At 41.2% G+C, this 12,784-nt stretch carries 11 protein-coding genes; 4 read left to right on the top strand and 7 right to left on the bottom strand.

Features of this window, described 5'->3' with window-relative positions; translation table 11 throughout:
- The first annotated feature begins 68 nt into the window (after positions 1–68).
- Both F931_RS14925 and F931_RS14920 read left to right on the top strand, forming a co-directional pair.
- Positions 69–1,391, top strand: coding sequence for an MFS transporter (locus tag F931_RS14925; RefSeq protein ID WP_016142122.1), 1,323 nt, complete (start codon positions 69–71; stop codon positions 1,389–1,391).
- A 52-nt stretch (positions 1,392–1,443) separates the two neighbouring features.
- The gene (locus tag F931_RS14920; protein WP_016142121.1) at positions 1,444–2,673 is read left to right on the top strand and encodes a CaiB/BaiF CoA transferase family protein; all 1,230 of its coding nucleotides are present in this window, start codon (positions 1,444–1,446) and stop codon (positions 2,671–2,673) included.
- 40 nt (positions 2,674–2,713) lie between these two features.
- On the opposite strand, the gene F931_RS14915 is transcribed toward F931_RS14920, so the two are convergent.
- Positions 2,714–3,265 carry a TetR/AcrR family transcriptional regulator gene (locus tag F931_RS14915; RefSeq protein WP_016142120.1) on the bottom strand — a complete coding sequence of 184 codons (552 nt, stop codon included), beginning with the start codon at positions 3,263–3,265 and terminating at the stop codon, positions 2,714–2,716.
- Positions 3,266–3,362: 97 nt separating this feature from the next.
- Here F931_RS14915 and F931_RS14910 point away from each other — a divergent pair, with 97 nt between their 5' ends.
- Positions 3,363–3,896, top strand: coding sequence for an HPP family protein (locus tag F931_RS14910; protein WP_016142119.1), 534 nt, complete (start codon positions 3,363–3,365; stop codon positions 3,894–3,896).
- Between the two features lie 77 nt (positions 3,897–3,973).
- Here the strand turns inward: F931_RS14910 and tcuB are convergent, their stop codons facing one another.
- The 6 genes from tcuB to F931_RS14880 form a co-directional block, all read right to left on the bottom strand.
- Positions 3,974–5,107 carry a tricarballylate utilization 4Fe-4S protein TcuB gene (tcuB, locus tag F931_RS14905; protein WP_016142118.1) on the bottom strand — a complete coding sequence of 378 codons (1,134 nt, stop codon included), beginning with the start codon at positions 5,105–5,107 and terminating at the stop codon, positions 3,974–3,976.
- Positions 5,097–6,503 (bottom strand): FAD-dependent tricarballylate dehydrogenase TcuA, encoded by a 1,407-nt coding sequence (tcuA, locus tag F931_RS14900; protein ID WP_016142117.1) that lies wholly within the window; start codon positions 6,501–6,503, stop codon positions 5,097–5,099. Before tcuA ends, tcuB begins: the two co-directional genes overlap by 11 nt.
- Positions 6,504–6,606: 103 nt before the next feature.
- Positions 6,607–7,536: a LysR family transcriptional regulator gene (gene nac, locus F931_RS14895; RefSeq protein WP_016142116.1), complete on the bottom strand. Its 930-nt coding sequence runs from the start codon at positions 7,534–7,536 to the stop codon at positions 6,607–6,609.
- Positions 7,537–7,667: 131 nt separating this feature from the next.
- Positions 7,668–8,462 carry a substrate-binding domain-containing protein gene (locus F931_RS14890; RefSeq protein ID WP_016142115.1) on the bottom strand — a complete coding sequence of 265 codons (795 nt, stop codon included), beginning with the start codon at positions 8,460–8,462 and terminating at the stop codon, positions 7,668–7,670.
- Between the two features lie 90 nt (positions 8,463–8,552).
- Positions 8,553–9,863 (bottom strand): MFS transporter, encoded by a 1,311-nt coding sequence (citA, locus tag F931_RS14885; protein WP_016142114.1) that lies wholly within the window; start codon positions 9,861–9,863, stop codon positions 8,553–8,555.
- A 277-nt stretch (positions 9,864–10,140) separates the two neighbouring features.
- On the bottom strand, positions 10,141–11,070 hold the full coding sequence (locus tag F931_RS14880; RefSeq protein WP_016142113.1) for a LysR family transcriptional regulator: 930 nt from the start codon (positions 11,068–11,070) through the stop codon (positions 10,141–10,143).
- A 299-nt stretch (positions 11,071–11,369) separates the two neighbouring features.
- Between F931_RS14880 and F931_RS14875 the strand changes: the two genes are divergently transcribed.
- Entirely contained in the window at positions 11,370–12,755 is a 1,386-nt protein-coding gene (locus F931_RS14875) for an outer membrane protein transport protein (protein ID WP_016142112.1), read from the top strand.
- Positions 12,756–12,784 lie beyond the last annotated feature (29 nt).

Genomic DNA, 12,784 nt, shown 5'->3' with positions numbered 1-12,784 from the left:
AAGATTAAGTCATACAGAAAACATAAGTAGGCTACCGATGACTCATTTGGGAAAATGAGGAACTAAAGATGAACAATGACGTTCAAGTAATATCGAAAGAATTAAGAAATACATTTCCAAGCAATCTTGGAACATATGAAAAGATCGGACCGAATACATGGAAATGGGCGTTGTTATTTGCCTATTTTGCAATGGTGGTCGATGGCATTGATATTATGCTGCTGTCTTATAGCTTGACCAGTTTAAAGGCAGAGTTTGGTTTAAGTACCTTTCAAGCAGGTGCCTTAGGCAGTGCTTCTTTAGCAGGTATGGGTATTGGCGGTATTTTGGGTGGTTGGGCATGTGACAAGTTTGGCCGTGTAAGAACCATTGCTAACTCGGTAACCTTCTTTTCGGTAGCGACTTGCTTATTGGGTTTTACGCAAAGCTTCGAGCAATTTATGGCTCTACGTTTTATTGGTGCTTTGGGAATCGGAGCACTTTATATGGCTTGTAATACCTTAATGGCTGAATATGTGCCAACCACTTACCGTACAACAGTCTTGGGTACGCTACAGACGGGTCAGACCGTAGGTTATATTGCCGCGACGCTATTAGCTGGGGCGATTATTCCAGATCATGGCTGGCGTGTTTTATTCTTCCTGACCGTGGTGCCTGCTTTCGTTAATATTTTCCTGCAACGATTTGTACCAGAGCCAACATCTTGGCAGCTCACTAAAATTGAAAGCTTACAAGGCAACAGACAACCTAAAGAAAGAGTGGTGGCTGAAAAGCCGAAAAGTGGCAGTATCTATAAGCAAATCTTTAATAATTTTAAGCACCGTAAAATGTTTCTGTTGTGGATGACCACAGCATTCTTCTTGCAGTTCGGTTATTACGGCATTAACAACTGGATGCCAAGTTATTTAGAAACAGAAGTGCATATGAACTTTAAAAACTTAACCAGTTATATGGTGGGTTCATATACCGCAATGATTTTAGGCAAAATTTTAGCAGGGTATCTTGCTGACAAATTTAATCGCCGTGCTGTTTTTGTGTTTGGCACAATTGCCAGTGCTGTGTTTTTGCCAATCATTATTTTCTTCAATACCCCGGACAATATTTTGTATTTATTAATCACTTTTGGCTTCTTATATGGCATTCCATACGGTGTGAATGCGACTTATATGGCTGAAAGTTTTTCAACCGATGTACGCGGAACAGCCATTGGCGGTGCTTATAACATTGGTCGTGTCGGGGCTGCGATTGCACCAGCTACGATTGGATTCTTGGCGTCGGGCGGTACGTTTACCATGGCTTTTATTGTGATGGGCGCTGCGTATTTTGTTGCGGGTGTATTGCCGGGATTATTTATTAAAGATCGTCAGTACGATCCGCAAAAACAATCATAAACAATGACAAGAAGGTGCGTTGAGTACCTTCTAAAAAGATAAGGGTATCGTTATGGGTGCATTACAAGGAATTCGGGTTTTAGATTTAAGTCGTGTACTTGCAGGACCGTGGTGTGGGCAAATTTTGGCAGACCTTGGTGCAGAAGTCATTAAAATTGAACGTCCTCGAGTCGGTGATGACACCCGTATGTGGGGGCCACCATGGATGCCCGATCAAGATGGAAACATGACTCGTGAATCTGGTTATTTTCAGTGTACCAACCGAAATAAATATTCTGTTGCGGTAGACATAACCACACCTGAAGGTCAGGCCTTAATTTATGAAATTGCCAAAACTGCCGATGTCGTTATTGAAAATTATAAGACAGGGTCTTTGGCTAAATATGGCTTGGACTATGCATCCTTAAGTGAGTTAAACCCAAATATTGTTTATTGCTCGATTACCGGTTTTGGGCAAGATGGTCCACGTGCAGAAGAACCTGGCTATGATTTTATTATTCAGGGTATGTCTGGCTTAATGAGCATTACCGGTGAGCCTGATGATGTGGCAGGTGGTGGTGCGCAAAAGGTTGGCGTGGCTGTTGTAGATATACAAACTGGATTGTATTCAACTATTGCCATTCAGGCAGCTTTGATTGCACGCTCGCACACGGGACGTGGTCAATATATTGATATGTCACTCCTTGATGTGCAGGTCGCGGCACTGGCAAATCAGGGAATGAATTATTTAGCTTCGGGTAAAGCGCCACAGCGCATGGGTAATCAACATCCGAGTATTGTGCCGTATCAAACTTTTAAGGCTAAAGATAAAGAATTTATTATTGCTTGTGGTAACGATAAACAGTTTAAAGATTTATGTATTGCGATTGGTTATCCAGAACTGCTCGAAAATGAAAAGTTTGTGCGCAACCAAGACCGTGTAAAATATCGAAATGAATTGATTCCTTTATTATCGGAGCACTTTTTGCAGAAAACTGCTAAAGAATGGGTCGACATGATTCATGCCTTAAAAGTACCTGTAGGTGTTATCAACTCTATTGAGGATGCTTTGGCTGAACCACAAATCGTACATCGCAATTTGGTGGTGAATATTCCTCATCATTTAAATGAAAACTTCCAAACAATTGGTTCACCAATCAAACTGTCTGATACTCCGGTCGAATATCATCATGCACCGCCAGAGCTGGGTGAACATACTGCTCAAATCTTATCGAGATTTAAAACAGCAGAAGAACTGGCTGCGTTAAAAGAGAAAGGCATTATTGATGGAAAAATTGCTTAATCAAATTCTCATCTATTCAATTGCAGCTCTAGGGCTGCAATTATAAATTTTGATTGATATTAAATAATTGATTAATCGAATTTTTCATATTTATCGCAAGGGCCTCATCAAAGCCATCGACTAAAAAGCGGCTAATGAGCCCTTCAATCACTGTATAGATCAACTCAGATAAAGCTTCACCATTTGGCATATTACAGTTTGCGGCGATGAGTTCTTTAATCCATTGTTTATGGGCTTTTGAAATCGAAATGATGTCTTGATCATCTTGGTTAGATTCAGCGACAGCTCTTACAAATAAACAGCCTTTAAAAAAATCTTGTCTAAACCAGTTGGTGTGCCAATCCAGAATTTTATTGATGGCTTCCAACCCCGTTGCTTCTCCCACATAGCTCAAAAGGCTTTGCTTGAATCGCTCATCACGTGCAACGAGCACGGACTTAACCAGTTGATTTTTATTTTTATAGTACGTGTACATGGTGGTTTTAGAGCAGCCAGATTCATCGCGAATCAGGTCGACGCCAACTCCGACAAAACTATTTTCATTAAATAACTTCTCGGCTGTATCTAATATTTTTAAGGCAGATTTAGACATAAAACTTTTCCAAAAAATAAAATAGTACAGATCTGTACTATTTGGAATTTTATCTATATGCTTTTTAAAAAGCAATGTCTGTTTAAGGAAAAAAAATATGTTCTCGATCTTTTATGGCAAAGAAAAATTGGCTTCATCGCCTACTAAAATTGATATTTTACGAAGTCTTATTGGGGGGACGGTCAGTATTTTTATACTTTTGTGGTTGAGCAAGCTCACACACAATATCTTTATCATGGCACCGTTTGGTGCGACCTGTGTATTGCTCTATACCGTGTCTCAGTCACCTTTGGCGCAGCCGAGAAATATTATATTTGGGCATCTTATCTCGGCTTTTGTGGGTTTGTTTTTTCTAAAATTTGTCGGTGTTTCTATTTTTACAATTGCTTTATCAGTGGGCTGCGCCATTGCACTCATGCAAGTGTTTAAATGCGTTCATCCACCTGCTGGAGCCAATCCTTTGGTTATTTTACTCACCGCAAGCAGCATACATTATGAGTGGAGTTTCTTAATTTTCCCTGTTTTGGTGGGCGCAGTGTCTTTAGTTTTGGTAGCGATGCTGATTAATAATATTAAAGCGAGTACCAAGTGGCCAATCTATGGCTTGGGAATTTTAAATAGTAAAAAGTAGGCAGGCTATGAAGTATTTTGAACTTATAATAATGAAAGGATTCACTACGCCAAGGTAGTGAATCCTTTTGAGTGAAATTATGACTTCTTAGAAATACGTTCTTCGATGGCAAATTTGAGCAAAGAAGCACTGCGGTAAAAACCATGTGCGAACTTTCCAAATGGCATAGTAATGAAGAATGTCATGACCGTGGCTAAATGGAAAATCAGTAAAAGTGCCATATACGGTGTATTGCGAAATGCCATGAGGGCTAAGCCTGAAGCACTGACTAAAATTAAAAGGAAAATAAAGCCTCGATCTACAGGTTTTTGCTCACGGTCACCATGCAACGGATGCCGTTTAAGGTTTAAATAGAGCAAGCCAGATGGTCCAATCACTAAGCCAAGTCCACCTAAAGTGCCTAAAATCACAGGCAAACTTAAGTACGGATAAGGTGCGTGTAGGTCAAGAAAATAGTGATATAACGTCGCTACGCCTGTGGCTGCAAAGCAAAGCATAAAACCATAAAACGTCAGGTGATGGAACACACGGCGGATTTGTGTGTAATGATCATCTTGTTCATTACAGCCTTTGCCATGTCCACCATCTAAATATTTAAGCGTTAAAACATTTTGAGAGGCTTGAATAAGGTCTGGTTTCTCAACTTTACCGTGAATAACTTTAGACGTCTGTCTCCAAAATTTGCTAATTCCAATGCCGAGCAAAACAATCGCAACTGTAAAGGTCGCTCCAAAAAGTAGAGCTAAAAAGTTATGCGGGAAAATTGCATAGAAATTACCTTGATAGCCTGCAAACAGGTCAGTGCCTTTGTACCACACCACAGCTAACATGTATAAAAAGAAAATAGCTGATAACGCTGAAACAAAAGGAATACCAACCGATTTATAAAGTCGGCCTAGCGGTTGAGGGGTAGCAAATTCTTGGTAAGTTTCCAAACGTACTTGCGCCATTGCTTTTGGAATATTTACACCAAACTCATGCGGGGGGGCATATTGGCAAGCATGTAAACATGCACCACAGTTATGGCACAGGTTTGCAAGATAATGAATATCGGCTTGATTAAACTCAAGACGCTTGGTCATGGCCGCAAATACAGCACAAAATGACTCACAGTAGCGACAAGCATTACAAATCTGTAAAGCTCTTTGAACTTCTTGTTCATGGTCAGAGAGCTGAACAACTGGAATTAGGGCTTTAGTACTAGCATTCATGTTCAACTCCTTGTGAAAGTGCATAGTGGGCTGCATTTTTTCCGGCAATTCGCCCAAATGTCGTGCCAATCGACATGCCGACACCTGCGGTATAACCCTGACCGAGTACGTTACCTGCCATCATTTCACCTGCAACAAACAGATTGCGGCTCGCTTTATTGTTAAAACGTACAGCAGCATCGTCTTCGACTTTTAAACCTAAATAGGTAAAGGTAATGCCGGGTTTAAGCGCATAGGCATAGAACGGTGGGTGATCGAGAGGAACTGCCCAGTGGGTTTTGTTGGGAACAATATTTTCGGTGGTGCAGTCATCTAAAACGGTATGGTTAAAGGTACCTTGAACACAGGCTTGGTTAAATTCTTCTACGGTATGGCATAAGGTTTTTGCATCCAGCCCGATTTTTTCGGCTAACTCTTGAATGCTATTTGCTTTTACACCTGCAAACACAGGGGGCATAAAGCGCCCAATGGCTTTTGAGTCAATAATGGAATAGGCAATTTGCTGAGGTTGTTTGGCAACAAGGCGGCCCCAGATGGCATAACGTTTAGGCCAGAAGTCTTCGCCTTCGTCATAAAAACGTTCGGCTTTGTTATTGACCACAATTCCCAATGAAACGCAGTCAATACGGGTGCAGATGCCACCGTCGTATAACGGTGCTCTTGCATCTACGGCGACGCAGTGCGATTGCGATGGGTCACCAATAATATCGGCGCCTTGATCTATCATAAATTTGAGCAAGTTACCTTGATTAAAGCGGGTACCACGAATAATGAAATTATCGGCAGGCCATTCGCCGTTTTCATTTTGTCCCCATGCTTCTCTTAACCATTCCAGATTTGACTCAAAACCACCTGCGGCCAATACACAGCTTTTCGCTTTAAATACACGACCATCTTCTGCAATTGCAGCTTCAAAATGTCCTTGGTTTAACTTTAGATCTTTAATTTTTGTGTTGTATAAAATCTCAATGCCAAGCTCTTGGGCACTACGGTAATACGCATTCATGAGGGCTTTACCGCCACCCATAAAAAAGGCATTGGTACGTGCAACATGTAAAGCACCCGATAATGGTGGCTGAAAATTCACGCCATGTTTACGCATCCAATCACGACAGGTGGCTGTGCTACGAATGACCAGACGAGCTAAGTGCTCATTGGTTTTGCCCGCAGTCACTTTAAGCAGGTCTTGCCAATATTCTTCTTCTGGGTAGGCATCAACCAATACATCTTGAGGGGCATCATGCATGCAACGGAGGTTACGAGTGTGTTGTGAGTTACCACCACGCCATTCTTTAGGGGCTGCTTCTATTACAAGTACAGAAGCACCACTTTCTTTTGCTGTGAGCGCGGCACACAGTGCGGCATTCCCACCACCAATTACAATCACATCATGCATGGATTTTTCCCTTTCTCAGCTAGGGCTAATGTAGCTTTAAAAGGGAAGATGAAGTGAGAGGCTAAATTTGAATGGGTGTTTAGTAAAAATAAACACTAAAGGCTTAAGTGTTTATGAGTTTCGCACCGGGCCAACGCTTTTCATTAATCAGATTAGCCACACAGGCACGAATCACTACTTTCGTGGCTAAAGTAGCAGGCGAGAGTTCTTCTTCAGAGAGACTAATTAAATAGTTAATACGCTCAATAGCAGGTTCTACAATGCGTAGCAGACATAAGTCTTGCCGCGCGTTTAATGATGCACCTGCAGGTTGAATGGTTGCCATTTCGAGTTGGCTAATGCTTTCCATTAACAAATGCAGCCCATCAATTTCATACGCCACTTTAAGCTGATGAATTTTCTGTTCGAGCAACAAACGCAGTCCATGTCGCTGGCTCGGTAAAATCAGGGGAAGTTCTTTAAGCTGTGAATGGCTAATAGTTTGACTGTCTATACAGCTTTCAAGATGGTACTGACTCAGCACTTCTTTAGGTGAGATTAAAAACATTTGCTCTTTGACTAAAGGCTGAATGGCCCACTGTGGGTCGACATCATCACTAAAGATGATGGCAACATCAAGCTGCCTTGCATTGACCAATGCTTTGAGGTCACCCGATAAGCCTTCGATTAAACGGACTTTAATGTCGGGGTAACGATTTCTCATGAGTTTTAAAAAGTGCGTGCCTATAACCGACGCGACACTGGGTGAAAAACCGACGGTGACATGACCACTTAAACGTGAAGAATGCGCAGAGTCTACGGCATGGTCTAAGTGCCTAAGCGCTAATTGAACCTGTTGAAAAAAAGCTAAACCTGCAGGGGTAGGAACCGTACCCAAAGCAGTACGTTGTAAAAGGCGAATAGAAAGCTCACTTTCTAATTTTGAGATTTGCTGACTTAATGCGGAAGTTCCAATATCGAGATTTTTTGCAGCTTTACCCAAGCTCCCTGACTCGATCACCGCAATAAAATACTTTAATTGTTTGAGTTCCACGGCAAATACTACATTGTCCTTTATTGGTTATTCTACACTGGTTTATCGCTATACATTTTGTTCTATTCCGCTGAGTAAACCAGCAACAGAGTAAAGGCAACATCACCTCAAGACGTTGCCTTTTAGAGCTTTTATTGTTTAACCTGCTCAAGGCCCTGTTCTTCAATAATTTGTGTTGCTTGAGGCGATTTCACAAATTTGATGAGTTCTTTTGCAACTTTTGCATGTTCCGAGTTTTTACCAATGCCCGCTGCAAATACAGTGACTTTTTGGTAAGGCGCAGGAATTGGACCGACTAAATCAACTTGACCATATTGGCCGGTAAAAGGTTTGATTTCACTAATTTGTTGGAACCCAATATCAAACTGACCTTCAGCAATACGTTTTGCAACGCGGTCACCAACCACTTTTTCTGCTTTACCAGCAATCACTTTGTATTCGACAGGTGGGAAGCTTGGGAAAACATCTTTTTCAAGATGCGTGCCGCTCGCACTTGCTGAATAGCCGATGTGCTTGGCATTTAATAAAACCTTTTCAAATTTTGCCGCAGAGCTAATATCCGGTTTTGGCGCACCTTTAGGCACAGCCATGCCAATGCTTGAATTCACTAAAGCGCTTTGTGAATTTGGGTCTACATAACCTTTTTCTGCAAGCTTGTTCAGTTCAGGAGCTGCCAGTACCACCATGTCAAAACGTTCACCGCGGTCGAGTCGATTTGGAATTGCAGTTGGCGACGCGCCCATGGATGAACCAGACGAAAGATGAACCGTGTGACCAGTTTGCTTTTCAAATATTGGAATGAGTTTTTCCATAGATGAATAGAAACCGCCTGAGCTAATCACTTCGAGCGTATCTGCGTTAGCAAAAGTTGAGCTTAAGCCTGCACCAGCTAAGCAAATGGTCAGGAAGATAGGGGACTTTTTCATAATGCCTCACTTTAGTTGCGAGAGAGCACAGTACGGAGACTGAAAATCTGCCGTACTGTTCATTAAAATTTCAGATTAAAGTGTGAGTTTTTAAGCGCTGACTTTTGCAGGTTCAGTAATTGCGTCAGGTTTGTTCTGTTTAGAACCGCGACATAGATATAAACTTGAGATGAGGCTACATACCGCAGCAAGCATTAACCAGAAAGCGGGTGTACTTGGGTTGCCAGTATTTTCGACAAGGAAGGTACAAGCCATTGGGGTCATACCACCAAAAATAGCGGCTGCCAGACTGAACGCTAAAGAGAAGCCGACGGTACGCACACGTTTTGGCATTACTTCGGCAAGTGTTGCGACCATGGTGCCGTTGTACATACCAAAGAAGAATGAGAAGTAAGCAAGCGTAATTAGAAGGTTTGTAAAACTGATATCACTGACTAACCAGCTTAAAACTGGATAACTTGTAAAGAGAGCAAGTGTGGTAATACCGACTAAAACAGGACGACGACCAATTTTGTCTGAAAGTAAGCCACCCATTGGTAACCAGAAGAAATTAGACAAGCCAACAAACACGGTTGCTAAAAGGCTATCTGTTACTGACATTTCTAAAGTACGTTTTGCATACACTGTGGTATAAACTGTTATAAAGTAGAAAGTTGTCGTAGTCATCGCACTCATCATCATGCCCGCAAGTACGATACGCCAGTTACTCACTAGTGTGCTGAAAATTTCTTTTGAAGATGGATGAGTCTTTTGTGCCTTAAAGTCTTCAGTTTCTTCTAAAGTACGGCGGAACAAGAAGATTAAAGGAATAATCAAACAACCAATTAAGAATGGAATACGCCAGCCCCATTCACCTACTTGAGCATGAGTTAAAATGGTGTTGAGCCAGTAACCAAGCAATGCTGCAAATACAACAGCAATTTGTTGGCTGCCAGACTGCCAGCTTGTGATAAACCCACGGTTTTTATCTGTTGCAATTTCAGCGAGATAAATCGATACACCGCCAGATTCAACACCTGCCGAGAAGCCTTGTAGTAGACGTCCAATCACCACCAAAATTGGTGCGATAATACCAATGGTCTCGTAACCCGGCACAAAGGTAATAAAGATGGTTCCGATTGCCATAAGGCTTAAAGTTACAATAAGGCCTTTACGTCGACCCACTCGATCTACATAAGCACCTAAAAAAATAGCACCAAGAGGACGCATAAGAAAGCCCGCAGCAAATACGGTAAATGTCATCATTAACGAGACATATTCATTTTCGGAGTGGAAAAATTTTGCTGCAATATAAGTGGCATAGAAACCAAAAAGAAAAAAATCGTACTGTTCTAAAAAGTTGCCACTCGTTACATTTAATATTTTTTTAAAAGTAGCCCTACGGTTATTCACGACATCCATTGGAGACCTCCTTGGCCTGACAAAATGGAAACATTCACGATTTTCAATGTTTGGACTTAAACCCGCTCATTCAATAAACCTACCTATAAGTAGGCTAGAGAAGAGAATTAGTAAGGTCCTTTACAGAAAATGTGATGCCTTGTTTCCAGTTCAAACTACACATCTATAATTCGATAAACAGAAATCCACTTATCATTCGAAAGAAAATGTAATCTCAAACAGAAGGAGGGAGTGAGAGGGCAAAATTAATTAGGTCTTTAATAAAATTAATGACCCTTTATAGAATAATTTCAGAACACGGCCAAATTTGGTTTTGAATTAGCTCTTTTACACAGGCTTTAATTGCCGACTTTGCAGCGAGTGCAGCAGGTGATAATTCTTCTTCGGCAAGGCTGACTAAATAATTAATACGCTCAACCTCAGGATCAATTAACTTCAATAATTGCAGCTTGTGTTTGTATTCTTGCAAGCAAGCACTTCCGGGCCGAACACTGGCAAGGTCAAGGTGAATCAAGCTGTCCATAAGTAAGTGTAAGCCATCAATTTCATAGACGACATTAAGCTGTCCAATCTTGTGTTCAAGCAGTTTTCGTAAGCTATGGCGCTGACGTGGCAACACTAAAGGAATATCACCAATTTGCTGCGACTGAATAACGCCACTTTTGATGCACTCGGCAAGACCGTATTTCTCAAGCACTTCTTTTCGTGCCATTAAGTACATTTGCTCGCGTACTAAGGGTTGTATTGACCACTGCTTATCAATTTCATTAGTAAAAATAATGGCAATATCAAGCTGACGCGAATTAATCGACTGAATTAGATTTCCCGGCAAGGTTTCCACAATTTCTAGACGAATGTCTGGATAGCGCTCAGACATTAGTTTCATTAAAGGGATGCCAATTAAAGCGGTAATGGTCGGCGGAAAACCAAGGCTGACATGGCCTGAAAGCCGTGCTGAATGCGCAGCGTCTATAGCAAAGTTAACTTGACGTAAAATAAGCTGAGAGTGCTTTAAAAAGGCCAGACCTGCAGGTGTTGGGGTCACACCAAAAGCATTACGCTGCAATAAGCGAATACTTAACTCTTGTTCGAGTTTACTAATCTGCTGACTAATGGCCGAAGCACCCACATCGAGTTTTTGAGCAGCTTTACCAATACTGCCTGATTCAACGACCGTCAAAAAATACTTTATTTGCTTGATTTCCATAATAAATGTATTCGCTCATCATCCTTGATTTGTAGAGGTATGAAGGATTGGGAAATCTATCATGCACTTTAATATTAACAGCAATAAACACAAATGTTTCTTAAAAAAATTGCTCTGCATTTTAAAAACTTGAGTACTTTTTATTGTGATTAAAAAGATAATACTCGGGTTGCAGCTACACAAACTCTAATTTTTCAATATGGCATCCATAGTCAAAGATTTGGCGTTTGGAGCTAAGCAGAACTTTAAAAATCTACCTAAAGTGAGAAATCAAAATAAGAAATATCCAGGATGGATTTATGAATTTTGTTGTGAATAAAAAAATATTTATTTTAGGAATAACTTCAATTTGCACAAGCACCTTAAATGCCGCCGCATTTGATAAAACAGGACAATCCATATCGGCTTTTTTACAACCGGGCAATTATTTTGAAGCAAATTTAGGAATTACAGATACCGATTTAAGTGGTGTAGAGTCGGGCACCAACCCTTCACATCATTCCATTTCAGATATCGCCAACACCGATTATCGACCTACAGCGGCCTTAAAACTTCAGTTGGCACCGCAGTATTCATTTGGTCTACTTTATGATCAGCCTTTTGGCGCCGACACGGAATATTCAGGTCTGAATGGTTTTGTCGCAACGCCAAAAGACACGGTGATGTTACCCGGCATTACCACCGCAGGGCTTGCCAATGCTACTTCTGGTCAAGTGCCTACAGGAAATGCAAAATCAGAATTTGATATACAAAATTTAAGCTTTATCTTGGGATATCAACCCACAAAAAACTGGAATCTTTATGCGGGGCCAGTCTATCAGACCTTTAAAAGTCAGGTTGAATTAAGAGGCAATGTATTTAGTCTTTACAACGGCTATGACTTTCATACCAAAACTGTAGGTGACTTGGGGTGGCTAGCAGGGCTTGCCTATCAGATTCCTGAAAAAGCTATAAAAGTTTCATTAACTTACCGTTCAGCTATTACTCATAAAGTAAATGCCACCGAAAATGCTCCACTCATTGAGATGCTAAGCACGCAGCAAGGTCGTGATTTAGTAAATCAGCACCTGGATTATATGATTTCTATTGGACAAATGACGGAGCAGAAAAAAGCTTATTTAAATCGTATTGTTGCCGAGTTACCAAATGTAGAAGAGTCAGGCACAACCAAGTTTAAATCTCCAGATTCAGTCAATTTAGAGTTTCAAACAGGCCTTCGTCAGGGGACTTTATTTTTCGGGAGTGTACGCTGGGTAAATTGGAGTGATCTTGCTCTACAGCCTTACCGCTTTGGTGAAATCTCAAAAGTTGTTGGTGGATTATCGACTCCAAGCCGCCCAGAAGGTTTCAACTTGGTTCGTTATTACGATGACCAATGGTCTCTTAATTTAGGGTTAGGGCAACGCTTTTCACCTAAATGGTTAGGCTCGGTGTCAGTCGGTTGGGACTCGGGAGCAGGTGATAAGGTCTCGACGGGTGGGCCAAGCAAAGGGTATTACAACTTAGGCGTGGGTGCTCAATATAGCCCGACATCGCAATATTTTATTTCAGGTGGCGTGAAGTATTACTGGTTAGGCGATGCAAAAGCTCAGCTTGGCGCACAGGCGGGTAGTGACTATTATGTGGGTGAGTTTAAGGAAAATCACTCAGTCAGCTATGGCTTAAAAATTGGATATAAATTTTAAAATTAAATCATACATTTATAAGGTTTTTA

The organism is Acinetobacter pittii ANC 4050 (genome assembly GCF_000399685.1).
Taxonomy (GTDB): Bacteria; Pseudomonadota; Gammaproteobacteria; order Pseudomonadales; family Moraxellaceae; genus Acinetobacter; species Acinetobacter pittii_E.
Note: the sequence above shows the minus strand (reverse complement) of the source record. Positions and strands in the feature narration are given on the sequence as shown.

What these genes read in the sequence shown, in the direction of transcription:
- F931_RS14910 (WP_016142119.1), top strand. Translation starts at nt 3,363, where the DNA reads ATGTTCTCGATCTTTTATGGCAAAGAAAAATTGGCTTCATCGCCTACT.
- F931_RS14920 (WP_016142121.1), top strand. Translation starts at nt 1,444, where the DNA reads ATGGGTGCATTACAAGGAATTCGGGTTTTAGATTTAAGTCGTGTACTT.
- F931_RS14875 (WP_016142112.1), top strand. Translation starts at nt 11,370, where the DNA reads ATGAATTTTGTTGTGAATAAAAAAATATTTATTTTAGGAATAACTTCA.
- F931_RS14880 (WP_016142113.1), bottom strand. Translation starts at nt 11,070, where the DNA reads ATGGAAATCAAGCAAATAAAGTATTTTTTGACGGTCGTTGAATCAGGC.
- tcuB (WP_016142118.1), bottom strand. Translation starts at nt 5,107, where the DNA reads ATGAATGCTAGTACTAAAGCCCTAATTCCAGTTGTTCAGCTCTCTGAC.
- F931_RS14925 (WP_016142122.1), top strand. Translation starts at nt 69, where the DNA reads ATGAACAATGACGTTCAAGTAATATCGAAAGAATTAAGAAATACATTT.
- tcuA (WP_016142117.1), bottom strand. Translation starts at nt 6,503, where the DNA reads ATGCATGATGTGATTGTAATTGGTGGTGGGAATGCCGCACTGTGTGCC.
- F931_RS14890 (WP_016142115.1), bottom strand. Translation starts at nt 8,462, where the DNA reads ATGAAAAAGTCCCCTATCTTCCTGACCATTTGCTTAGCTGGTGCAGGC.
- citA (WP_016142114.1), bottom strand. Translation starts at nt 9,863, where the DNA reads ATGGATGTCGTGAATAACCGTAGGGCTACTTTTAAAAAAATATTAAAT.
- F931_RS14915 (WP_016142120.1), bottom strand. Translation starts at nt 3,265, where the DNA reads ATGTCTAAATCTGCCTTAAAAATATTAGATACAGCCGAGAAGTTATTT.